The organism is Actinomadura xylanilytica, assembly GCF_030283145.1.
Classification (GTDB): domain Bacteria; phylum Actinomycetota; class Actinomycetes; order Streptosporangiales; family Streptosporangiaceae; genus Spirillospora; species Spirillospora xylanilytica.
Map to the genome: position 1 here is coordinate 585,540 of NZ_JASNWE010000005.1, position 21,790 is coordinate 607,329.

Annotated in this window: 20 protein-coding genes and 1 pseudogene; 3 read left to right on the top strand and 18 right to left on the bottom strand. The window is 75.6% G+C overall.

The window, feature by feature from the left end; translation table 11 throughout:
• Positions 1 to 16: 16 nt before the first annotated feature.
• The 11 genes from QP090_RS32545 to QP090_RS32595 form a co-directional block, all read right to left on the bottom strand.
• Positions 17 to 1,402, bottom strand: coding sequence for a glycosyltransferase family protein (locus QP090_RS32545; RefSeq protein WP_285943492.1), 1,386 nt, complete (start codon positions 1,400 to 1,402; stop codon positions 17 to 19).
• On the bottom strand, positions 1,399 to 1,824 hold the full coding sequence (locus QP090_RS32550) for a hypothetical protein (protein ID WP_285943493.1): 426 nt from the start codon (positions 1,822 to 1,824) through the stop codon (positions 1,399 to 1,401). The genes QP090_RS32545 and QP090_RS32550 overlap by 4 nt, the downstream gene beginning before the upstream one ends.
• Entirely contained in the window at positions 1,821 to 2,981 is a 1,161-nt protein-coding gene (locus tag QP090_RS32555; RefSeq protein WP_285943494.1) for a molybdopterin-dependent oxidoreductase, read from the bottom strand. The genes QP090_RS32550 and QP090_RS32555 overlap by 4 nt, the downstream gene beginning before the upstream one ends.
• Positions 2,957 to 3,574: a class I SAM-dependent methyltransferase gene (locus QP090_RS32560; RefSeq protein WP_285943495.1), complete on the bottom strand. Its 618-nt coding sequence runs from the start codon at positions 3,572 to 3,574 to the stop codon at positions 2,957 to 2,959. Before QP090_RS32560 ends, QP090_RS32555 begins: the two co-directional genes overlap by 25 nt.
• Positions 3,571 to 4,296, bottom strand: a complete 726-nt coding sequence (locus tag QP090_RS32565) for a TIGR04282 family arsenosugar biosynthesis glycosyltransferase (RefSeq protein ID WP_432763098.1) — start codon at positions 4,294 to 4,296, stop codon at positions 3,571 to 3,573. Before QP090_RS32565 ends, QP090_RS32560 begins: the two co-directional genes overlap by 4 nt.
• Positions 4,293 to 4,970 carry a glycosyltransferase family 2 protein gene (locus tag QP090_RS32570; protein ID WP_432763099.1) on the bottom strand — a complete coding sequence of 226 codons (678 nt, stop codon included), beginning with the start codon at positions 4,968 to 4,970 and terminating at the stop codon, positions 4,293 to 4,295. Before QP090_RS32570 ends, QP090_RS32565 begins: the two co-directional genes overlap by 4 nt.
• A gap of 73 nt (positions 4,971 to 5,043) precedes the next feature.
• Entirely contained in the window at positions 5,044 to 6,072 is a 1,029-nt protein-coding gene (locus QP090_RS32575) for an NAD-dependent epimerase/dehydratase family protein (RefSeq protein ID WP_285943496.1), read from the bottom strand.
• Positions 6,073 to 6,295: 223 nt separating this feature from the next.
• On the bottom strand, positions 6,296 to 7,363 hold the full coding sequence (locus QP090_RS32580) for an aminotransferase class V-fold PLP-dependent enzyme (protein WP_285943497.1): 1,068 nt from the start codon (positions 7,361 to 7,363) through the stop codon (positions 6,296 to 6,298).
• A 113-nt stretch (positions 7,364 to 7,476) separates the two neighbouring features.
• On the bottom strand, positions 7,477 to 8,850 hold the full coding sequence (locus QP090_RS32585; protein WP_285943499.1) for an alkaline phosphatase PhoX: 1,374 nt from the start codon (positions 8,848 to 8,850) through the stop codon (positions 7,477 to 7,479).
• 142 nt (positions 8,851 to 8,992) lie between these two features.
• Positions 8,993 to 9,367, bottom strand: coding sequence for a VOC family protein (locus tag QP090_RS32590; protein ID WP_285943500.1), 375 nt, complete (start codon positions 9,365 to 9,367; stop codon positions 8,993 to 8,995).
• Between the two features lie 80 nt (positions 9,368 to 9,447).
• Positions 9,448 to 10,473, bottom strand: a complete 1,026-nt coding sequence (locus QP090_RS32595) for a helix-turn-helix transcriptional regulator (RefSeq protein ID WP_285943501.1) — start codon at positions 10,471 to 10,473, stop codon at positions 9,448 to 9,450.
• Positions 10,474 to 10,637: 164 nt separating this feature from the next.
• Here QP090_RS32595 and QP090_RS32600 point away from each other — a divergent pair, with 164 nt between their 5' ends.
• The 3 genes from QP090_RS32600 (at position 10,638) to QP090_RS32610 (ending at position 12,816) form a co-directional block, all read left to right on the top strand.
• Positions 10,638 to 11,513 carry an SAM-dependent methyltransferase gene (locus tag QP090_RS32600; RefSeq protein ID WP_285943502.1) on the top strand — a complete coding sequence of 292 codons (876 nt, stop codon included), beginning with the start codon at positions 10,638 to 10,640 and terminating at the stop codon, positions 11,511 to 11,513.
• A gap of 10 nt (positions 11,514 to 11,523) precedes the next feature.
• On the top strand, positions 11,524 to 12,303 hold the full coding sequence (locus tag QP090_RS32605) for an SDR family NAD(P)-dependent oxidoreductase (protein WP_285943503.1): 780 nt from the start codon (positions 11,524 to 11,526) through the stop codon (positions 12,301 to 12,303).
• 135 nt (positions 12,304 to 12,438) lie between these two features.
• Positions 12,439 to 12,816, top strand: coding sequence for a nuclear transport factor 2 family protein (locus QP090_RS32610; RefSeq protein WP_285943504.1), 378 nt, complete (start codon positions 12,439 to 12,441; stop codon positions 12,814 to 12,816).
• A gap of 154 nt (positions 12,817 to 12,970) precedes the next feature.
• Here QP090_RS32610 and QP090_RS32615 read toward each other — a convergent pair.
• From QP090_RS32615 to QP090_RS32650, 7 genes and pseudogenes are all read right to left on the bottom strand, one after another.
• A pseudogene (locus tag QP090_RS32615) lies at positions 12,971 to 13,670 on the bottom strand (helix-turn-helix domain-containing protein); the annotation flags it as partial.
• Entirely contained in the window at positions 13,556 to 13,855 is a 300-nt protein-coding gene (locus QP090_RS32625; protein ID WP_285943506.1) for a 4a-hydroxytetrahydrobiopterin dehydratase, read from the bottom strand. The gene QP090_RS32625 and the pseudogene QP090_RS32615, both read right to left, overlap by 115 nt.
• Positions 13,856 to 13,973: 118 nt before the next feature.
• Positions 13,974 to 15,986 carry a glycosyltransferase family 39 protein gene (locus QP090_RS32630; protein ID WP_285943507.1) on the bottom strand — a complete coding sequence of 671 codons (2,013 nt, stop codon included), beginning with the start codon at positions 15,984 to 15,986 and terminating at the stop codon, positions 13,974 to 13,976.
• Positions 15,987 to 15,996: 10 nt separating this feature from the next.
• Positions 15,997 to 18,135, bottom strand: coding sequence for a glycosyltransferase family 39 protein (locus QP090_RS32635; protein WP_285943508.1), 2,139 nt, complete (start codon positions 18,133 to 18,135; stop codon positions 15,997 to 15,999).
• Positions 18,132 to 19,493, bottom strand: coding sequence for a bifunctional glycosyltransferase family 2/GtrA family protein (locus QP090_RS32640; RefSeq protein ID WP_285943509.1), 1,362 nt, complete (start codon positions 19,491 to 19,493; stop codon positions 18,132 to 18,134). The genes QP090_RS32635 and QP090_RS32640 overlap by 4 nt, the downstream gene beginning before the upstream one ends.
• Before the next feature lie 98 nt (positions 19,494 to 19,591).
• Positions 19,592 to 21,034: a sensor histidine kinase gene (locus QP090_RS32645; protein WP_285943510.1), complete on the bottom strand. Its 1,443-nt coding sequence runs from the start codon at positions 21,032 to 21,034 to the stop codon at positions 19,592 to 19,594.
• A complete protein-coding gene (locus QP090_RS32650; protein ID WP_285943511.1) occupies positions 21,031 to 21,753 on the bottom strand; it encodes a response regulator transcription factor in 723 nt (240 codons plus the stop codon). Before QP090_RS32650 ends, QP090_RS32645 begins: the two co-directional genes overlap by 4 nt.
• Positions 21,754 to 21,790: the final 37 nt, after the last annotated feature.

Consider the following 21,790-nt stretch of genomic DNA (forward strand, 5'->3'; position numbering starts at 1 on the left):
GGGCCCGCCTGCACCTTCACCAGTGCGACAGCACCAGCGCCTGGACGGCCAGCGCCGTCACCGCCTGCGCGGCCAGCCAGCGCCGCGCAGGGGGACGGTGCAGCGCGGCGGCCACCACGACCCAGGCGGCGTAGGGGACCCAGATCCGCTCGACCTCGCCCTTGGTCACCCCGGACGCGTCCAGCGCGAGCGTCCCCAGCAGCGCCGCGCCCGCCAGCAGCGCGACCGGCAGCCCCGGCACCCGGGCACGGGCGCGGGCTCCGCGCCACAGCGCCGCCAGCGCCGACGGCAGTGCATGCGCGACGGCGGGACCGGTCAGCAGGCCGAGCACCCCGAGGTCGGCGAACGCGAAGTAGGCGTAGGAACGCTGGGCCGACCCGCGGCTGACCAGGTAGGTGTCCCGGGTGGCCGCCACACCGTCGAACCACCAGAACCCCCCGGCGGTGAACAGCGCCGGGACCACCACCAGCCCGCACGCCAGCGCCGCCAGGACCCGCGGCCGGGGACGGCTCAACGCCAGCACCGCCAGCGGCACCGCCGCCAGCGGCAGCAGCCCGTAGCTCAGGTACGGCAGCGCGCCGAGCGCGATCCCGCCGACCGCGGCTGCCGGGACGCCGCCGAGCCGGGCGCCGCGGCGGGCGCCGGCCGCGACCAGCGCGGTCCCCCACGCCCCCACGGCCAGGAAGAAGGCGTCCATCGACGTCGCCACCCACAGCGCCAGCGGCGCCAGCGCCAGGAACGGGAGCGCGCGCCGCGCCGCGCGCTCCCCCGCGGTGTGCCGCACCGTGACGGCGATCGCGGCGACCGCCGAGCTCCCGGCGGCGATGATGAACGCCGCCGCCCAGCCGGTGCCGCCGAACCCGATCCGCTCCAGCGCCCACAGCACCAGCATCGGCAGCGGCGGATGCCCGCGCACGTGCGTGGTGTAGGCGTAGAGGCGGTCGCTGAAGGTCCGCAGCCACTCCAGCGGGTCGGGCTGGAGCGCGCCGAGCCCGGCCGCGTACTCGGTCGGCGCCTCCAGGGGACGGGTCAGCGCGGCCGGGCCGCCGTCGGTGACGGCGAGCGCGACCGCCCACAGCCCGGCCGCCGCCCACGCCGCCGCCAGCGCCGCCCACCACGGCAGCCGCCGCGCCAGCGGCGGCAGGACCGCGACGGCCAGCGCGGCCACGCCCGCCGCCGGGAGCAACGGCCAGGTCAGCAGCCGGGCCTTGCCGTGCAGCGGCGGCAGCGCGTCCTCGGTCTCCAGCCCCGCGCGCCGCAGCCACCACCCGGTGACGAACGCCGCGGCGATCCCCGCCGCCCACATCGCCACCGCGAGCCGTCCGGCGCGGCGCGCCCGCCGCTCGGGCGCGGCGGCCTCCGGATGGCCCGGATGGCCCGGCTGGACCTCGGTCACGGTCATCGGGGACCCTCTCCCTTCGGGTGGGCGCGGCGGCCCGTGAGCAGCCGCGCCGTCACCGCGGCCACCGCCGCCGCGACCGCGATCACGGCCAGCACGATCATCAGGTTGCGGCCGTAGGGCAGCGGGAGCCGCGAGGGGGTGTCGGGGACGCGCCCGAACCCGAGGACGACCGGGAGCGCCACCAGCGTCAGCGTCCCCGCCAGGGCCAGCGCCGCCCGCGCGATCCACCGGTACCGGCCGGGCAGCCATGTCGTGGCCAGCCCCGCCAGCAGCACCGCCGGGGCCAGGACGCCGTCGTGCAGCACCGCCGCCCCGGCGAACCACAGCGCCCAGCCGGGCACGCCCACGTTCGCCAGCACCCCGCGCAATCCCACCGCGATCAGCGCCAGGCCCGCCGCGTACACCACGGCGCGGCCTTTCATCCGACCACGACCCGGTGCACCCACTTGGTCTGCATGACCCCCGGGCGGTTCGGCGCGATCAGCCGGCAGGGGTAGCCGTGGTCGAGGTCGAGGGGCGCGCCGTTCAGCCCGAACGCCAGCAGCGTCAGCGGGTCGCGCCAGTGCGGGGGGTCGACGTCGGAGGTCCGGTAGAGCCCGCCGGGTTCCAGCGACTCCACCCGGACGCGGGCGTCCCCGGACGTCCCGGCCAGCCGCAGCACGTCGCGGAGCCGCACGCCCTCCCAGGTCGCCTCGGCGCTCCACCCCTCCACGCAAGTGATCGGCAGCCGCACCGTCCGGCGCGGCAGGGCGCGGAGCTGCGCGAGCGTCAGCGTGACCTCGCGGTCGACGCGCCCGGTGACGGTGAGCCGCCACCCGGCGTCGCGGGCCGTGCGGGTCACCCCGGCCGCGACGGCCGACTTGTTGACCGGGAGCCGCTGCGGCCCGACGCCCGGACGGCGCGGCGCGAACACCGCCAGCCGCGCCAGGGGCGTCACCGTCTCGCCGATCACGGTGAGCAGCGTCACTCCCCCGGCGGCGGCCACCGCCCCCAGGAACGCGCGGCGGTGGACGGCGTCGCCGGGGCGGGTCATCACCGTGGCCCGCACCTTGGGCCACTCGGTGGCGATGTGCACCAGCAGCGCGCCGAACAGCACATACGCGGTCCAGTAGTGCGCGACGGTGAAATAGAACGGGAAGGCGTACCAGTAGGCGATGTTGAGCAGCCCGGTCACCAGCTGGAACAGCGCGCCGCCCACCAGCACCAGGACCAGCAGCCGCTCCACCGCGTGCACCGCCGACCGGACCGGCGGCCACTGCCACAGCCGGGGGTAGACCGTCCACAGCTTGGCCAGCAGCAGCGGCACCGTCGCGATCCCGCCCATGACGTGCAGGCCCTGCGTCACCCGGTACAGGCCGGCCGGGCGGGACGGCCAGACCATCCAGCCCGCCGGGTGCTGCATGAAGTGGCTGATCAGGCCGGTGACGAACGAGAGGGTGAAGCCGACGCCGAGCGCGATGCCCAGCCAGGACGCCACGCGCTCGTCGTGCAGCGCGCTGGTGAACCGTCCCGGCAGCCCCTTGGCGAACGCGGCGGGCGCGGCGGCGGCGGTTCTCAGGAGCTCAGGGCGACGAACCATCGGCCGGCCTCCTCCCACGCCTCGGTGACGGCGACCGCGGAGTCGGCGGCCACGCCGCGGATCGCGTCGGCCGACACCCGCGCCCAGGCGAACCACTCGCCGACCGACCCGGGGGCGCGCAGCCGCAGCGGTTCGGTCCGCGACCCCGACCCGGGCGGCTCCACCTCGACCAGGATCCGGCCGCCCGGCGCCAGCAGCCCCGCCACGCGGCGCACCAGCACCACCGGGTCGCCGCCGATGCCGATGTTGCCGTCGGCCAGCAGGACCGTCCGCCAGCGGCCGGCGCCCGGCACCCGGCCGAACACGTCCCGGCACAGCGCCGGGCCTCCCGCCGCCTGGGCGAGCGCCACCGCGGACGGGGCGATGTCGATGCCCAGCACCGGCAGGCCGCGCCCGGCCAGCGCCACCGTCAGCCGGCCCGGCCCCGACCCGACGTCCAGGGTGGCGCCCGCGCAGCGGTCCAGCAGCCCGGTGTCGCCGGGCCGCAGCGCCAGCCAGTCCCCGACCGGCAGCGGGCGGCGGCGCCCGTCGGCGTCCTCGATCTCCACGGCCGGACGGCCCCGCAGCGCCTCCTCGTAGAGCTGGCCGATCACGCCGGGACCGCCCGGTCCTGGAGCCGCCGCACCGCCGCCGCGAACCGTCCGCGGGGCGCGAGCGCGGCGACCCGCGCGGCGTCGGCGGCGGTGTCGACGTCGGTGAGCCGCGGCGCCGGCGCCACCTCCAGGCCCGCCGCGCGCAGCCGGCGGAGCTGGAGCGCCCCGGTGTCGGGCCGCGACATCGGCACCCCGCGCAGCAGCGCTGCGTCGGGGCGGGCCAGGCCCAGCAGCCAGAACCCGCCGTCGTCGGCCGGTCCGAGCACCGCGTCGTGGGCGCCGAGCGCGTCCCCGGCCCGTTCCAGCAGCGCGGCGGTGACCTGCGGGGTGTCCATCCCGATCAGCACCAGCGGGCGGCCGTCGTAGGCGTCCTCGAACGCGCAGGCCAGGCGCTCGTCGAGGCCGCCGCCGCGCTGCGGGATCACGGTGAACCCGGCGGGCAGCCACGGGCCCGGCTCGCCCGCGAGCGCGAGGGTCCGCCGGCCCGCGCGGGCGCGCGCGGCGGTGCGCAGGGTGTCGGCCAGCGCCGCCTCGGCCAGTTCCGCCGCCTCCCGCGCGGTGTAGGCGGGCGTCAGCCGTGTCTTCACCCGTCCCGGTACCGGTTCCTTGGCGATCACGATCAGGTCGGCGGGCCCGTCCGGGGTGGGCCGCCCGGGACGGGCCGCGGCGCCGGTCGCCGGTCCGCCGGTCGCGGGGGCGTGCGTCACGGGGGCGTCCGTCACGGGGCCACCTCGGCCAGGACGCGGCGCATGTCGCGGACGGCGCGGACCGTCCCGCCCACGGTGCCGGTGACCTTGGACGCGCCGGTGCGCGGAAGGTAGGGGACGTCGAGTTCGGCGATGCGCCAGCCCGCCCGCGCCGCGCGCAGCACCATCTCCAGCGGGTACCCGAACCTGCGGTCGGCCAGGTCCAGCGCGAGCAGGTCCTCGCGGCGGGCGGCGCGCATCGGGCCGAGGTCGCGCAGCCGCGTCCCGGCCCGCCGGTTCAGCGACCGCGCCAGCACCGCGTTCCCCAGCCGCGCGTGCGGCGGCCACGCGCCGCGCCCCACCGGGCGGCGGCGCCCGAGCACCAGCGCCGGGACGCCACCGGCGCCGGGGTCTCGGTCCTCGAGGAGGGCGGCGACGACGCGGGGCAGCTCGGCGGGGTCGAGGGAGGCGTCGGCGTCCATGAAGCACACCACCGGCGAGGACGCGGCGCGCAGCCCGGCGTCGCACGCCGCGCCGAACCCCCGCACCGCGGCCGGGACGACGCGGGCGCCGTGGCTCGCCGCGACGCGCGCGGAGTCGTCGGTGGAGGCGTTGTCGACCACCAGGGGACGGAAGCCGGCCGGCATCCGCGACAGCACCCAGGGCAACGCCGCGGCCTCGTTGAGGCAAGGGAGCACTACGTCGATCACGATCTCTGACGCTACTTTCGGTGACGGTGGGCGGCCCTGACGGACTGGCGACGGGCCCGGACGGGAACGGCGGTCACCCGAGGGCGGGCGCGTGCGCGAACTCGGCCATCCCGTCGGCGAACGGCACCGACGGAGTGAAGCCCAGCTCCCGGCGGGCCCGGTCGGGACGCGCCACGATGTGCCGCACGTCCCCGAGCCGGTAACCGCCGGTGACGACCGGGCCGGGCCCGCCGAACGCGCCCGCGAGGGCCTCGGCCATGTCGCCGATCGTGCGGGGCTCGCCGCTGGCGACGTTGTAGGCGCGCAGCCCGCCCGGCCGCGGCGCCGCGATCGCCAGCCGCTCCAGCGCGAGCACGTTGGCGCGCGCGATGTCGCGGACGTGGACGAAGTCGCGCCGCTGCCCGCCGTCCTCGAACACCTGCGGCGCCTCGCCGCGCATCAGCCGGGACCGGAAGATCGCCGCGACGCCCGCGTACGGGGTGTCGCGCGGCATCCTCGGCCCGTACACGTTGTGGTAGCGCAGCGCGGCGACCGACCCGCCGGTCATCCGCGCCCACGACGCGGCCAGGTGCTCCTGCGCGAGTTTGGTGTCGGCGTAGACGTTGCGGGGGCCGGGCGCGGTGTCCTCCCCGACGACGCCGGGCTCCAGCGGCCGGCCGCACTCGGGGCAGCCGGGCTCGTAGCGTCCCGCGCGCAGCGCCTCCTCGGTGCGCGGGCCCGGGGTCACCGCGCCGTGCCGGTGGCAGGCGTAGGCGCCCTCCCCGTACACCACCATCGAGGAGGCCAGCACGAGCGTGCCCACCCCGGCGCGCGCCATCTCGGCCAGCAGCACGGCGGTGCCGTGCGCGTTCACCGAGGTGTAGGCGGGCAGGTCGTAGACGTCCACGCCGAGGCCGACCATCGCGGCCTGGTGGCAGACCGCGTCCACGCCGCGCAGCCGCCGCGCCACCTCCTCGGCGTCGCGGACGTCGGCGGCCGGGGTCTGCGGCGCGGCGCCGTCCGGGCGCGCGTCCAGGCGGCGGACCTGGTGGCCGGATCCCTCCAGCTCCTCCGCGACGTGCGAACCGATGAAACCGGCCGAGCCGGTGAGCAGTACTCGCATGCGGTCGAACGTAGGTCGCCGGGCACCCCGCTGATCGGCGAAAACGCGTCTGGCTGCCGTCTCGTACGCGACTCGTAAGAGTCGTTTGACGCTCAGATGGTGAACCGGGCCCTGGCGGGCGCCGAGCCGCCGGTCTCGGGGGGCGGCCCGCCGCCGTCCCGGAGACCGGTCGGCCGAGCGCCGCTCGACGCCCGGGGACGGCGGGTGCGCCGCGCCGGCGTGTTCACGGTCGGCGGGGGCGGGCGGCGGGGATGCCGGTGAGCAGGTCCAGGGCGCGGTCCACGTCGGCGTCGGTGGTGGTCAGGTGGAACGCGCAGCGCAGCCGGCCCGCGCGCAGCGAGGCGAGGACGTTGTTGTCCCGCAGCCGCCCGGCGGTGCCCTCGGGCACCGGGATCGACACGATGGCCGAGTCGCCTTCGGGCAGGCCGAGACCTGCCTGGAAGCGCCGTGCGAGTGCGACGTCGTGGGCGTGGACCGCCGGGACGCCGACCTGTTCGAGGAGTTCCAGCGCGGGCGCGTGCCCGGCCCACGACTGCCAGGCCGGGGACAGATCCAGGCGGCGGGCGTCGGTGGCCAGCCGCAGCGGCCCGCCGTAGATGGAGTCCCAGATGTCGCCGCCCGCGTACCAGCCGGCGCCGATCGCCGGGAGCTGCGCGAGCGCCTCGGCGGTGCCCGCCAGGAAGCAGGTGCCGCGCGGGCCGAGCAGCCACTTGTAGCCGCCGCAGACCAGCAGGTCGACGCGGTCTGCGGGCAGCGGCAGCCAGCCCGCCGCCTGCGTGGCGTCCAGCAGGATCCGGCCGCCGTTGGCGTGCGCCGCGGCGATGAGGTCCTCCATCGGCGCGATCCGCCCGTCGGCCGACTGGACGGCCGACACCGCGACCATGTCGACGTCGCGGTCGACCGCGTCGGCGAGGCGTTCCAGCGGCACCGACCGGACGGTCAGGCCGGGTCTGGCCAGGAACGGGAACAGCAGGGAGGTGAAGTCGCTGTCGGCGGTCAGGACCGTCGCGCCGTCGGGCAGCGACGCCGCGGCCAGGCCGGCGAAGTAGGACACCTGCCCGCCGACGGCGATCCGTTCGGGGGGCAGCCCGATCAGGCGTCCGAACGAGGCCCGCGACCGGGTCACGGCCTCGTCCATCGCGGCATGGTCCAGCAGGCCCGCCGCCCGGTCCCGTTCGGCGGCCAGCATCGCCTCGTGCGCGGCGCGCGGTGGTAGCCCGTAGGTCGCGGTGTTGAGGAAGGCGACGTCGGCGCCGAACTCGCGCTGCGCCTCCTCGATCGAGATGCTCATCCCTTGATCATGGTCCAGGCTCCGGTCCCCGGGCCAGCCCCGCACGGCCACCGCCCGGTCCCGGCTCGGGTGCCGGGGCCGCGCGGGGGTCTTGTGGCGTCATCGTCCCGGGGTCAGCCGCGCCGCCAGGGGCCGGTCACCGCGAACGTGGTGCCGGGCTCGTAGACGTTGACGAACATCGTGCGGCCGTCCGGCGCGAAGGTGACCCCGGCGAACTCGCCCCACGCGGGCTCGGACGCGGTGCCGATGTCCTGCCGGTTGCGGGCCATCGGGTACACCTCGCGGCGCCGCGTCACGCCGAACACGTGCTGCGCGCCGCCTCCGTCCTCGCACACCATCAGGCCGCCCTGCGGCGCCAGGCAGATGTTGTCGGGCGACTCGCCGGGGGTGTCCACGTCGGTGCCGGGGCCGAACATCACGATGAGGGTGAGGCGCCGGCGGCGCGGCTCGTAGGACCACACCTGGCCGAAGTGGTCGGCGCCCGAGCCGTCCTCCCGGTGCGCGAAGCTCGACACGAAGTAGACGCGGTCGCCGCCCCAGAAGCAGCCCTCCAGCTTCTGCGCATGGGTGATGCCGCCCCGGCCGAAGTCCTGGAAGCGGATGGGGGTCCGGGCGGCCAGCGGGTCGGGCACCGGCACCCACTCGACGTGCTCGAAGACCGTTCCGGTCTCCCCGACCAGCGACAGGTCGGCGACGCCGGGCACGCGCAGCGCCTCCAGCCGTCCGCCCGCGCGCAGGCTCCCGGACCCGCCGCCCGGCTTGTCGGGCAGGAACCGGTAGAACAGCCCGAACGGTCTCTCGAAGGCGTCCTCGGTCTCGTAGACCGTTCCATCGCGGGGGTCGACGGCGATGGCCTCGTGCTGGAAGCGGCCCATCGCGGTCAGCGGCTCGGGGACGGTCCGGTCGCGCCGGTACGGGTCGACCTCGAAGATGAACCCGTGGTCCTTGGTGTAGCCGTTGGTGCCGGCCTTGTCCTCGGTCTCCTCGCAGGTCAGCCACGTGTTCCAGGGGGTTGGGCCGCCCGCGCAGTTGACGGCGGTGCCGGCGATCGCGACCCGCTCGGAGTGGACCCGGCCGCCGCCGGACACCTCCAGCGCGGTGCAGCCGCCCAGCCCCTCGGGGTCGTAGGTGACGCCGTCGACGGCGGGCACGCGGTGCGCGGCGTCGGCGCGGTTCTCGTGGTTGCGCACCAGGTGCAGGCGGTCGCCGCGGCCGGGGAAGGCGGCCATGCCGTCGCAGTGGCTCGGGACCGGGCCCTCGCCGGACCGCAGCGGCTCGCCCTCCCGGGACAGGATCGTGTAGCGGAACCCGCGCGGCAGGTCCAGGACGCCCGCCGGGTCGGGCCGCAGCGGCCCGTACCCGGCGTCGCCGCCGGTCTGCGCGGCGGCGGCGCTGCCGGCGAACAGGTGCTCGACGGCGCCGGTGAAGGCGATTCCCGCCCCCGCCGCGCCGGTCCGGGCGAGGAGCTGACGACGCGTCACTGTCATGTGCACACTCCGTTGGTGGGCGATCACCGGTCCCCTCGTGTGTAACACAGGTCACAACGGCGTGGATACGGCAGAAGTCCCCGACGATCCCGCCCGGCCCCGGCGCGCCATCCCCTGACCGTCCCTGGACGTCCGGGGACGGTCAGGACGTCTTGCGGAGGCAGAGGCAGAACGGGTGCCCGGCCGGGTCGGCCAGGACCCGCCAGGCGTCGGGGCCGGGCTGGAAGGCGGGCTTGGTCGCACCGTCCTCCAGCGCGGACGCCTCGGCCTTGTCGAGGTCGTCGACGTAGAAGTCCAGGTGGAACTGCTGCGGGTGGTCGGCGTCCGGCCACTGCGGCGGGCGGTGGTCGGCGACCTTCTGGAAGTACAGCGTCACCCCGCCGGGCAGGACGGTCGCGGCGTAGTCCTCCTGCTCGTAGGTGACCTCGCCGCCGGTGATGTCCCGGTAGAACGCGGCGAGCACGGGCGGCTCGGGGCAGTCGATGTTGACGGCGATGAACTCGGCGTTGGCGGACATCTATGGGGCCTTTCGTCGTTCGGCTGATCTGGTGCCAGTATGGCCGCCGTACCTGCCACCTTCTGTCAGGTACATCCCAGTTATTCTCCCGAGCGCCCGACGGCCGGACGGGTCAGCGGGCCGGCGGTCCGGGGCGGTCCGGCGGGCGGTCCGGAGGCGCGGACGAGGCGGTGCCCGACCTCGCGCAGGACGTCGGCGAGCTCGGCCGGCTCGCGGACCTCGAAGTCCACGTCCAGGAACGCGATGCGCAGCGCGACCCACTGGAGCGAGTCGGCGGCGGTCCGCACCGTGCAGGTGTGCTCGTCGACGGGCTCCAGCTCGGCGCCGGTGACCCGGAACCGTTCGGCGAGCCGCTCGGCCGAGGTGTGCACCGTCAGCACGGCCTGCCGGACCGGCCGGCCCACGGTCAGCGCCCCCGCCACGTACGCGGCGGCGTCCCGGGCGGGCAGCTCGCGCGGCGGGCACCGGACGCCGGTCGGCCGGGGGTCCCGCATCCGGTCGACGCGGAAGGTGCGCCAGTCCCGGCGGTCGGCGTCCCAGGCGACCAGGTACCAGCGGCGCCCGGCCGACACCAGCCCGTAGGGCTCGGCCAGGCGTCCGCTGTCGGTGTCGTCCTTGGCGCGGTAGCCGAAGCGGAGCCGCTCGCGGTCGCGGCAGGCGGCGGCGAGGACGGTGAGGGTCCCGGGGTCCACCACCGGGCCGGCGGGCGTCCCGAGGAGCGGGGTGGTCGCGGCGTGCAGGGCGTCGACCCGGCGCCGCAGCCGTTCGGGGAGCACCTGGGCGAGCTTGGCCAGGGCCCGCACCGAGCTCTCCTCAATGCCCTCCACCGCGCCGCCGGCGGCGCCGCGCAGCCCGACCGCGATCGCCACGGCCTCCTCGTCGTCCAGGAGCAGCGGCGGCATCGCGGTCCCGGCCTCCAGGCTGTAGCCGCCGAGCGCGCCGAGCGAGGCGTGCACGGGGTAGCCCAGGCCGCGCAGCCGCTCGATGTCGCGGCGGACGGTGCGGGCGCTGACGCCGAGCCGCTCGCGCAGCTCGGGCCCGGTCCACTCCCGGCGGGTCTGGAGCAGGGACAGCAGTCGCAGCAGGCGGGCTGAGGTGTCGGTCACGGCCCCAGTATGTCCGCGAACGAGGCCATGACCTGGCCTCATTGCCCCCCGGCCGCCGTCCCCGAGAACGCGATCCTGCTCACCCGGGGCGCGGGCCCGGGCGGCGGCGCGGACGATCTACGGTAGGGCAACGCCGCATCGACGTCCCGTCAGGAGATGCAGTCATGGTGCACGACACGCCGGCGTCCGGCCGGCAGCCCGGGATCGACACGACCGTGCCGCACTCGGCCCGGATCTGGAACCACTGGCTGGGCGGCAAGGACAACTATCCGGTCGACCGCGAGGCCGGGGACCGGTTCCTGGAGGTCTATCCGGGGATGGTGGACGTCGCCCGGTCGGCCCGGCACTTCCTGGCCCGCACCGTCCGGCACCTGGCGGAGGAGGAGAACATCCGGCAGTTCCTGGACGTCGGCACCGGGCTCCCGACCGTGGACAACACCCACGAGGTGGCGCAGCGGGTCGCGCCCGGCTCCCGCATCGTCTACGTCGACAACGACCCCCTCGTCCTGGTGCACGCGCGGGCCCTGCTCACCAGCGCCCCCGAGGGCGCCACCGCCTACGTCGCCGCCGACGCGCGCGACCCGGACGCGATCGTGCGGCACGCGGCCGGGCTGCTGGACCTGGACCGGCCGGTCGCGCTGATGATGCTGGGGATCATGGGGCACATCCCCGACGCTCAGGACCCGTGGTCGCTGGCCCGGCGGCTCCTGGACGCGCTGCCGCCGGGCAGCCACCTGGTGCTGAGCGACGGCGCCGACGTCAGCCGGGAACGCGCGGTGGCCCACGACCGCTACGCCGAGAGCGGCGCGGTGCCCTACCATCTGCGCTCCCCCGCGCGGATCGGCCGCTTCTTCGACGGGCTGGAGCTGCTGAATCCCGGTGTGGTCCCGGTGTCGCTGTGGCGTCCCGAGCCGGGCCCGTTCGGGACGCCGGAGGTGGTGACGACCTACGGCGCCGTGGCCCGCAAACCCTGGCCCGCGATCCGGGCGCCTGGTCCGGGCGCCCGGTCCGGCGGCGCGGGTCCCGCAGGCCCGCTCTAGGCTGGCGGTCATGACCGATGAGCCGTATCTGGCCGGGCTGTTCTCGCTGGACGGCCGTGTCGCCCTGGTCACCGGCGGCAGTTCGGGCATCGGCCGGGCCGTCGCCGAGGCCCTCGCCCGCGCGGGCGCGCGGGTGGTGGTGCTCGCGCGGCGGGAGGACGAGCTGGACCGGACCGTCCGCGAGCTGGAGGCCCTCGGCTGCCGCGCGGCCCGGGTGAGCGCCGACCTCGGCTCCCGCGAGGGTGTCCGCGCCGCTGCGGAGGCGGCTGCGGAGCCGTTCGGCGAGCCCGACATCGTGGTCAACTCTGCCGGGATCAACCTGCGGCCCCCGATGGAGGAGCTCGGCGAGGACGTCTGGGACGCCACGATGGCGGTGAACCTGGACGCCCCGTTCCTGCTCGGCCGGCGGTTCGGGCCGGGCATGGCCGAGCGCGGCTACGGCCGGCTGATCCACATCGCCTCGCAGCAGGCGTTCCGGGCGTTCGTCACCAGCGGCGCCTACGGGGTGTCCAAGGCGGGGCTGGTCGCCCTCGCGCGGTCGCAGGCCGAGGCGTGGTCGGCGCGCGGGGTGACGGCCAACACGCTGGTGCCGGGGTTCGTGATGACGCCGCTCAACGAGCGGCTCTCGACCGACCCCGCGCGGGTGGAGGCGCTGGCGGCGCGCACCATGACCGGCCGCAACGGGCTGCCGGAGGACTTCGCGGGCGCGGCGGTGTTCCTGGCGGGCCCCTCGTCCGGCTACGTCACCGGGCAGGCGGTCTTCGTGGACGGCGGCTTCTCGGTCCACTGAGGCCCGCCGCACGGCGACGCGGCCCCGCCCGGCGGCCGGGCGCTCGGCTAGTGCTGTGACCGGGATGGTTCACCGTGGTCGGGAGACGACTCACGGGACGAGCGCGGTCCGCAAGGCGACTGGTATTACTGGTGCATGCAGGAAGAGACCGCGCAGTCCGCGATCGACACGTTCATCTCCGCGTTCAACGCCTCGTACGACAGCTATGTGACTGCGCTGCTCTCCCAGGCCCTAACCTCGGACGTGGTCTTCTGGGGACCGTTGGGCCGCAGTGAGGGGATCGAGGCGGTCGAGCGGTTCGTGCTGGACATCCGGCGCCACCCCGCGGGGACCGGCACGATGGTGCGCTGTTCGGCGGTGGACATGCCGGACGAGTGGGCCCGGTACCAGTGGGTCTTCACGACGCCGGATGGAGGCCCCCGCCTGGCGGGAACGGACGTCGTCCATCTGCGGCGGAGCCTCATCGACCAGGTCATCGTCTTCGCGGGAGAGATCGAGCCGTCCGCCTCCTGAGTCATTCTCCTCTGGCGCCGTCCTTCTCCTGAACCGGCCCCGTTCGGGGCTCCGGGTCTGCCCAGCCGAGATCATCTTCACAACGCTTCGGTCTTCCGCGTTTGGCCACGAGCGGACCGATGATGCGCTGTGGCTGTGTCAGTTCGCGGTTGGTCAGGCTGGTGTTGAGGGGGCGTCCGCACCAACGGATGCCCTTCTCGCTTCGGATGCGGGCGCGTTCCTTGCGTTCGGCGGCCAGGACGTCGCGGTGGCGGGCATTGGCGTTGCGCCAGCGTAGATAGGCGTGCAGGGCTCTTGTCTGCACGGTGTGGTTGGGGTGGTTGGAGTTGGCGATGGTGAACTGCCTCAGCGGTCCGAAGTGGGCCTCGATGGGGTTGGCCCAAGAGGCGTAGGTCGGGGTGAAGCACAGCTCGACCTTGTGCTTTTTAGCCCAGCGGCGGATGTCGGTGCCTTTGTGGGCGGACAGGTTGTCCAGGATCACGTAGATGGGGGCGCCGTCGGGCCGGGCGGCGCGGATCGACCTGGACGACGAAGTCCTCGTCGTCATCGCTGAGCAGGCGGGGACGGCCTCCCGCCCACCGAGGGTCCAGGCAGGCCGGGCCGATCTCGTTGAACCGGTGGATCACATCGCGCACGGTGTCCTCGTCGGCCGCCACCAGCTGGGCGATCACCGGCACCCGATTCCCGCCGGCCGAGGCCAGCAGCATCATCGCGCGCCGATAGCGCACCGAGTTAGTGCTTAGGCGGTGTCGAGTTCGGCGGCGAGCCCGTCGATGCGGGCGGCCAGGTCGAAGTCCTTTTCGGTGAGGCCGCCGGCGCTGTGGGTGGACAGCGTGAACGTCACCGTGCGCCAGCGGACGTCGATGTCGGGGTGGTGGTCGGCGGCCTCGGCTGCCTCGGCGACCGCGCTGACCAGCCCGATCCCGTCCAGGAACGAGGGCGCTTTGAGGGTCCTGCTGATCTGCGCGCCCGCGCGGGACCAGTCGGGCAGTTCCTTCAACCGGCCGGCGACGGCGGCGTCGTCCAGTAGTTCGGCCATCGGTTCGCTCCTCGATCATGGGTGGACGGGGCGTGCTCCCCGTCGTGTACCCGCGCGCCGCCGTGGTGGAACGCCCGGCCCGGCCCCTGCGGGCCGGGCCGGTTCACCTCAGGGCAGGTCAGGTCAGGTCGTAGAGGGCCACGCCGTCGACGGTCTTGGCGGTGAAGGTCTTCTGGACCCAGTCGCTGATCTGCTGGGCGGCGTCGCTGCCGCTGTCGGTGCCGCCCGTCCGGACCGTCCCGCCGCCGATGAAGTAGTGGATCTTCCCGGCGGCGACGTGGGACCTGAACTGCTCCAGTGTCGGCGCGGGGTCGGTGCCGTTGAAGCCGCCGACGGCCATCACCGGCTCGCGGGCGGCGAGCTGGTAGCCGGAGGCGTTGTTGGAGCCCACGGCCGCCGCGACCCAGGTGTAGGAGCCCGCGCCCGCCTTGAGCGCCGCGGTGACGGCGGAGCCGGGCGTGGTCCCGTTGAGCAGGCCGCCGGGCCCGCCTGGCCGGGATCCGCCGCTCCGCCGGCCGCCGGTGCCGCCGGGCCTGGTGAATCCCCCGCCGGGGGCCGCCGCCGTTCCAGGCGGCGGCATCGCGCCCGCGCCCGCGCCGCTTCCGCCGGGCGCCCGGGCACCCTGCCCGCCCTGCCCGCCAGGGCCCCCGGCGCGGCCTGGCCCGCGCATGCCGCCGAAGCCGCCCCGCGTGGACGGGCCGGCGGTGACGATCGCGCCGGTGTGCGGGGTGGCGGCGGTGTCCAGCGCGTACGCGGCCGGGCCGGTCAGCGCGGTCACCGCGGCCACGGCACCGGCGGCGAGGGCCGCCCTGGCGGGCAGCCGCGCCGCGGCGAGCAGTGCCGCGGCGGCGAGGAGACCCGCGGCCAGCACTGCCGGCGCGATCCACGGATGCCAGTCCGGGGTGCGGCGCAGCAGCGCGAACGCCCACGCGGCGGTGGCGGCGACGGTTCCGGCCAGCACCAGGCGCGCTTTGAGGGCCCGGCGCCGCGACCACAGCAGCGCGGCGCCCATTCCGGTGAGCGCGGCGGCGGCCGGGGCCAACGCCACGGTGTAGTACTCGTGGAAGATGCCCTGCATGAAGCTGAAGGTCGCGGCGGTGAGCAGCAGCCATCCGCCCCACAGCGCGAACGCGGCGCGGCCGGGGTCGGTGCGCGGGGCCCGCCGCGCGGCCCACATGCCCGCGGCGAGCAGGATCAGCGCGGCGGGCAGCAGCCAGGAGATCTGGCCGCCGATCGTGGCGCCGAACATGCGGCCCCAGCCCGCGTCCTGGTTGAGGTTGCCCAGGCCGCCGGTCTCCTCGCCGTTCAGCCGGCCGAGGCCGTTGTAGCCCAGGGCCAGTTCCAGGACGCTGTTGTTCTGGGAGCCGCCGATGTAGGGGCGCGAGGAGGCCGGGACGAGCGCGACGGCGGCGACCCACCAGCCCGCCGAGACCAGCAGCGCGACCCCGGCGAGCAGGAGCTGCCAGACGCGGCGCCGCACCGGCGCGGGCGCGGTGACCAGGTACACCAGCGCGAGGACGGGCACCACCAGGAACGCCTGGAGCATCTTGGCCAGGAACCCGGTCCCGACGCACGACGCGGCGAGCAGCAGCCAGCGGGTGCTCGCGTTCTCCTGTGCGCGGACCAGGCAGTACGCGGCGAGCGTCAGCATGAGCACCAGCAGCGCGTCGGGGTTGTTGAAGCGGAACATCAGGGCCGCGACGGGGGTCAGCGCCAGGACGGCGCCGGCCAGCAGCGCCGCCCAGGCCGGGTACCGGCGCCGGACGGTGGCGTACAGCGCGGCGACGGTGGCGACGCCCATCAGCGCCTGGGGCGCCAGGATGCTCCAGGCGTTCACGCCGAAGATCCGCGCGGACAGCGCCATCGGCCACAGCGCGCCGGGGGTCTTGTCGACGGTGATGGCGCCGGCGGCGTCGGAGGAGCCGAAGAAGAACGCCTTCCAGCTGGTGGCTCCGGCCTGGACGGCGGCGGAGTAGAAGGAGTTGGCCCAGCCGGAGGCGCCCAGGTTCCCCAGGTACAGCGCGGCGGTGGCGGCCAGCAGGACGGCGAGCGCGGGACGGGTCCACGGCGGGTCGTGGGCGGTGCGGGGCCCGGTCCGGCGGGCCGGCGCCGGTGTGTCGAGCACGGTCATCGTGGTTTCCCTATCGCAGGTAGTAGAGCTGGGAGCCGGAAGTGGTGGACCTGCCTCCGTAGGTGCTCGCGGCGATGGCGGTGCCGTTGCGCTCCACCCAGGCGGTGACGGCGGAGTTCCCGGCGTCGGGCCCGCCGAAGCCGCCGCCGCGTCCGGTGCCGACCAGGACGTAGTGCAGGCGGCCCTGCTGGACGTACCGCTGAAGCTTGGCGACGGTCATGGCCGGGTCGATGCCGGTGAAGCCGCCCATGGCGATGACGGGCCTGCCGGTTTGCAGGATGAGCGAGGACGCCTGCTGGGAGTTGTCGACGGCGACCAGCCAGTCGGCGGTGCCCTGCCGTTGCTCCAGGTAGGCGGTCATCTTCGCGTCGACCGCTCCTCCGGGCCCGCCCCCGCCCCTGGTCCCGCCTCCTCCGCCGGGCGCTCCGGCGCCCCCGGGACCTCCGGCGCCGCCGGGGGGCATGCCTTCGGGCGTCGTCCCGCCCGCGGGCATTCCGGGGGGCATGCCGCCGCCCGGCCCGTTCTGCGCGCCGGACGGGCGTCCCCGCGTTCCCTCCGGGCGTCCGTCGTCTCCGTCCCGCCGGCCGCCGGGAGCACCGCCCGGCCCGCCGGGTCCGCCGAAGCCCATGCCGGATGCGGGGCCGGCCAGCGGGTTGGTGCCGGTGGTCGCCGTGGACGCGGCCGAGACCGCGTAGGCGGACGGCCCGGCCAGGCCCGCGGCCAGCGCGAGCGCCGGTCCGGCGACCATCACGGGACGGCCCGCGCGGCGGATCAGCCGCCCGGCGGCCAGGTTCGCGATCGCCAACGCCGCGGCGGCGAGCAGCGCCCACCGCAGCCACGGGTTCCAGTCCGGGGTGCGGTCCAGCAGCGCGAACGCCCACGCCGCGGTGACGGCGATCGCGACGGGCGGCGCCCACGCCCACGCCCGGGACCTGCGGTACGCCCCGTACAGCAAGACGGCGCCGGCGCCGGTGAGCGCGGCGATGGCGGGGCCCATCGCGGTGGAGTAGTAGGGGTGGAAGGTGCCCGCGGCGAAGCTGAACACCACGACGTGCACGGCCAGCCAGCCGCCCCACAGCAGCAGCGCAGCGCGGGCGAGGTCGGTGCGGGGACGCTTCCACAGCAGGATCAGTCCGGCGGCCAGGGCGAGTCCGGCGAAGGGGAGCAGCCAGGAGATCTGCCCGCCGAGGGTGTCGTTGACGAGCCGCCCGGCGCCGGACGCGCCGCCGAAGCCCGCTCCGCCGCCGGGGCCGCGTCCGGCCGTGGGGCCGCTCTGCCCGAAGATGCGGCCGAGCCCGTTGTAGCCGATGACCAGGTCCCGGACGGTGCCGTCGGTGCTGCCGCCGATGAAGGGCCGTTTGGAGGCGGGGGTGAGGTCGACGACCGCCATCCACCACAGGCTCGACACCGCGAGCACGACGCCGGCGGCGAGCAGGTGCAGGACACGGCGCACTGGCCCCGGCCTGGCGGCGATGAGGTAGACCAGCGCGAACGCCGGGACGACCAGGTAGGCCTGGAGCATCTTGGTGTTGAAGCCGCAGCCGACGAACGCCGCCGAGACCGGCAGCCAGCGCGCGCGGCCGTCCTCGATCGCGCGCAGGCACGCCCACGCGGCCAGGACCAGCAGCAGGACCAGGAGGGTGTCGGGGTTGTTGTCGCGGTTGATCGCCACGGTGATGGGGGTGAGCGCGAGAACGGCGGCGGCGATGAGCGCGGCGGGGTGCCCGAACGCGCGCCGCACGGTGGCGTGCAGGACCGCGATGGACGCGACGCCGAACAGGGCCTGCGGGAGCAGCAGGCTCCAGGCGCCGAACCCGAGGACCCGCGCGAACAGGCCCATCGCCCACAGCGCCATGGGGGGCTTGTCCACGGTGATGAACGATCCGGCGTCCAGGGAGCCGAAGAAGAACGCCTTCCAGCTCTGGGTGCCGCTCTTCACGGCCGCCGAGTAGTAGGTGTTGGCGTGGCCGCCGCCCGGCAGGTTCCACGCGTACAGCGCCAGGGCCAGGAGCAGGACGGCCCAGAGCGCGGGCCGGGACCAGCGGGGGTCGTCGGGGCGGCCGAGCAGCAGGGCGCGGAGCCGCCGGGTGGCGGTGGGGTGTTCCTGCGGCGCGGCGGGGGGCGCGGGCATCGTCTGCGCGGGGGTCATCGGGTGGGCTCCTCGGCATCTGCCATGGTCGCGGTCCCCGCGGGCGGTGCGCCGCCCGGGTCCCCGGTGCCGACCGGTTCGGCAGTGGCGGTCGGTTCGGTGCTGGTCGGTTCGGTGGCGGCGGGGTGGTGGCGCAGGCGCCGCGGGTGGAAGATCCAGGCTCGCATCAGCAGGAACCGGACGAGGGTCGCCGCGCCGTTCGCGGCGACCAGCGCGGCCGGCTCGAGGGCCCGGGAGGCGCCGGGCGCGGCGGCGTGCAGCAGGGCCAGGCCGCCGGTGCTGAGGGCCAGGCCGATCAGGAACGTCAGCCCGCCCTCGAGCTGCTGCCGGAACGCGCGTTCGGAGCCGGTGACGCCGAAGGTGAAGCGGCGGTTGGCGGCGGTGTTGCCGATCGTGGTGACCACCAGCGACACCGCGTTGGCCAACAGCGGCCCCATCACGGTGCGCAGCAGCACGAACAGCAGGAGCTGCGCGATGGTGCTGACGATCCCGATGACGGCGAACGCGGGAAGCTGCCGCGACATCCCGGCGGGCAGTTCGGGGCGGGGCCGCCGCGCGCCGACGGGCGCGCGGAACGCGCCGGTCAGCATCCGCCGCCCGACGCGGGTCATGCCGCGCAGGTCGTCCAGTGCGGTGCGGACGACGTCGACGCGGCTGTCGGGGTCGTCGACCCAGTCGACGGGGACCTCGTGGATGCGCAGCCCGTTGCGTTCGGCGAGCAGGAGCAGTTCGGTGTCGAAGAACCACTCCTGGTCCTGGACGGAGGGCAGCAGTGCCTGGACGATCTCGGTGCGGGCGGCCTTGAAGCCGCACTGGGCGTCGGTGAAGCGGGCGGCGAGCGCGGTCCGCAGCAGCAGGTTGTAGCAGCGGGAGATGACCTCGCGGCGCGGGCCGCGCACCACCGCCGAGCCGCGGGTGAGGCGGCTGCCGATGGCCAGGTCGCTGTGCCCGGAGATCAGCGGCGCGACCAGCGGGAGGAAGGCGTCCAGATCGGTGGACAGGTCCACGTCCATGTAGGCGACGACGTCGGCGTCGCTGGAGCTCCACACGTGCCGCAGGGCCCGGCCGCGGCCTTTGAGGTCCAGCCGGACGGCCCGCACCCGGGCGAGCCGGGCCGCGAGTTCCTCGGCGACCCACCAGGTGGTGTCGGTGCTGGCGTTGTCGGCGATGGTGATCCGGAACGGGTACGGCAGGTTGTCGTCGAGGTAGGCGTGCAGCCGCTCGACGCTCGCGGCCAGGACGCGTTCTTCGTTGTGGACGGGGACGACCACCTCCACCAGCCGCTCCCGCCCGCCGTGGTCCGGCGCGGGCGGGGGCGGCGCGGCGGGCGTGCCCCGTTCGGTGACCAGCTGATTCATGGGACCACGGTCGCCGGCGGGTGTGGGAGGTCCCTGAGCCGTTGATGAACACGGCATGAGAATCGCCCCGAGCCCCGCGCCCCAGGGCGGTGGGCGGGTCAGTCGGAGGGGTGGGGTGCGCCGGGCAGGTCGACGCGGGCCAGGGTGCCGCCGCCGGGCGCGGGGCCGAGCGCGACCCGTCCGCCGCTGTCCTGGACGACCCGCGCCACGATCGACAGGCCGAGCCCCGAGCCGGGCAGGCTGCGCGCCGACGGGGAGCGCCAGAACCGTTCGAACACGTGCGGGAGGTCGCCGGCGGGAATGCCGGGGCCGTGGTCGCGGACGGTCAGGACGCCGCCGTCCAGGCGGGCCTCGACCCGCCCGCCGGGCGGGGAGAACTTCACCGCGTTGTCGAGGAGGTTCACCACGGCGCGTTCCAGGGAGGCGGGGTCGCCGGACACATACCAGGGGGCGGCGTCGGCCACCACGGTCAAGCCGGGGCCGCGGAGCCTGGCGCGTTCCACGGCGCGGTGGAGGACCTCGTGGAGCGCGACGGTCTCCTGGACGGGTTCGGTCTCGGCGGGGCGGGCCAGCTCCAGCAGGTCGCCGACCAGGCTGGACAGCTCCAGCATCTGCGCCTTGACGCTGACGAGCAGGTTGTGGCGGGCCGCGGCGGGCAGCTCGCGGCCGGTCGCCTCGGACCGCAGCAGCAGGTCGATGTTGGTGCGCAGGCTGGTCAGCGGGGTGCGCAGCTCGTGCCCGGCGTCGGCGATCAGCTGCTGCTGGCGGTCGCGGGAGGCGGCCAGCGCGGTGGTCATGGTGTTGAAGGAGCGGCTGAGGCGGGCGATCTCGTCGGCGCCCTCGTCGGGGATGCGGGTGTCGAGGTCCTCGGTGCGGGCGATGTGCTCCACGACGCCGGTGAGCTGGTCGACCGGGCGCAGCGACGCGCGCGCGATGAGCAGGCCGGCGCCCGCCGAGAACAGCACCCCGAGCGCGGACACGGCGGTGAGCAGCAGCGCCAGGCCGTCCAGCGGGCCGCGGACCTCGTCGAGGGCGATCGCGACCGACATCGCCGCGGGGGTGCCGTCGATCGAGATGAACCGACGGGTCAGGACGCGGACGTCCACGGGGGTGCCGGCGGAGTCGACGCCGGTGCCGTCGTGGGTGGCCGATGCGCGTTCGCCGCGGGCCACCTGCCGGTCGGCGCCGGTGACGGTGAGGGATCCGGCGTTCGGGACCGTGCAGGGGCCGCCCGCGGTGGTGACGAGCTGCATGAACTCGGGGCCGGGCAGCCGGCTGCCGTCGGGGGTGGTGCTGGCGGCGGGGTCGCAGGCCAACAGGGCGCGGGACAGCTCGTGGGCGAAGCGCTGCTCGCGGGGCGGCCCGCCTGCCCGGGCGCCCGGCGGCCCGTCGGCGGTGGCGCCGAGCCTGCGGTCCAGTTCCTGGTAGAGGCGGTCGCGGGTGAGGTACCAGCTGGCGACCGCGCAGGCGGCGACGGCCAGCGCCACGGCCGCCGCGACCAGCAGGGCCAGGCGGGCGCGCAGCGTCAGCCGCCGGGTCACGGCGCCGCCGCGGCCGAGCGCAGCGCGTAGCCGACGCCGCGGACGGTGTGGACCACGCGCGGGAGCCCACCGGCCTCGGTCTTGCGCCGCAGGTACATGACGTACACGTCGAGGGAGTTGGAGGCGGGTTCGAAGTCGAACCCCCACACCGTCTCCAGGATCTGCTCGCGGGTCAGGACCTGCCGGGGGTGCGCCAGGAACATCTCCAGCAGCATGTACTCGGTGCGGGTCAGCTCCAGCGGGCGGCCGTCGCGGGTCACCTCGCGGGTCAGGGTGTTCATGCGGAGGTCGTCGAAGGCCAGGACGTCCTCGCGGGGCGGCCCGGCGGCGGCCATCGCGCCGCGGCGCAGCAGGGCGCGGACGCGGGCCAGCAGCTCGTCGAGCTCGAACGGTTTGGCCAGGTAGTCGTCGGCGCCGGCGTCCAGGCCGGTGACGCGGTCGCCGACCATGTCGCGGGCGGTCAGCATCAGGACCGGTATGGTGGCGCCGAAGGCGCGCATCCGGCGGCAGGCCGTCAGCCCGTCCATCCGGGGCATGAGCACGTCCAGGACGACCAGGTCGGGCCGGTCGTGCTCGACGCGGTCCAGGGCGGTGATCCCGTCGGCGGCCTCGGCGATGCGGTAGCCCTCGAACTCCAGGCTGCTGGCCAGCGACTCGCGGACGGCGGGCTCGTCGTCCACGATCAGTATCCGCGCCGCTCCCCGGCTCCCAGACTCCATGCCCTCACGGTAGCCATCGGCGGGACCGTCCCGGTGC

Bases quoted from the DNA above. Each gene is read 5' to 3' on its own strand.
- QP090_RS32545 (WP_285943492.1), bottom strand. From the start codon at position 1,402: ATGACCGTGACCGAGGTCCAGCCGGGCCATCCGGGCCATCCGGAGGCC.
- QP090_RS32550 (WP_285943493.1), bottom strand. From the start codon at position 1,824: ATGAAAGGCCGCGCCGTGGTGTACGCGGCGGGCCTGGCGCTGATCGCG.
- QP090_RS32555 (WP_285943494.1), bottom strand. From the start codon at position 2,981: ATGGTTCGTCGCCCTGAGCTCCTGAGAACCGCCGCCGCCGCGCCCGCC.
- QP090_RS32575 (WP_285943496.1), bottom strand. From the start codon at position 6,072: ATGCGAGTACTGCTCACCGGCTCGGCCGGTTTCATCGGTTCGCACGTC.
- QP090_RS32580 (WP_285943497.1), bottom strand. From the start codon at position 7,363: ATGAGCATCTCGATCGAGGAGGCGCAGCGCGAGTTCGGCGCCGACGTC.
- QP090_RS32585 (WP_285943499.1), bottom strand. From the start codon at position 8,850: ATGACAGTGACGCGTCGTCAGCTCCTCGCCCGGACCGGCGCGGCGGGG.
- QP090_RS32590 (WP_285943500.1), bottom strand. From the start codon at position 9,367: ATGTCCGCCAACGCCGAGTTCATCGCCGTCAACATCGACTGCCCCGAG.
- QP090_RS32600 (WP_285943502.1), top strand. From the start codon at position 10,638: ATGGTGCACGACACGCCGGCGTCCGGCCGGCAGCCCGGGATCGACACG.
- QP090_RS32605 (WP_285943503.1), top strand. From the start codon at position 11,524: ATGACCGATGAGCCGTATCTGGCCGGGCTGTTCTCGCTGGACGGCCGT.
- QP090_RS32610 (WP_285943504.1), top strand. From the start codon at position 12,439: ATGCAGGAAGAGACCGCGCAGTCCGCGATCGACACGTTCATCTCCGCG.
- QP090_RS32625 (WP_285943506.1), bottom strand. From the start codon at position 13,855: ATGGCCGAACTACTGGACGACGCCGCCGTCGCCGGCCGGTTGAAGGAA.
- QP090_RS32630 (WP_285943507.1), bottom strand. From the start codon at position 15,986: ATGACCGTGCTCGACACACCGGCGCCGGCCCGCCGGACCGGGCCCCGC.
- QP090_RS32635 (WP_285943508.1), bottom strand. From the start codon at position 18,135: ATGACCCCCGCGCAGACGATGCCCGCGCCCCCCGCCGCGCCGCAGGAA.
- QP090_RS32640 (WP_285943509.1), bottom strand. From the start codon at position 19,493: ATGAATCAGCTGGTCACCGAACGGGGCACGCCCGCCGCGCCGCCCCCG.
- QP090_RS32650 (WP_285943511.1), bottom strand. From the start codon at position 21,753: ATGGAGTCTGGGAGCCGGGGAGCGGCGCGGATACTGATCGTGGACGAC.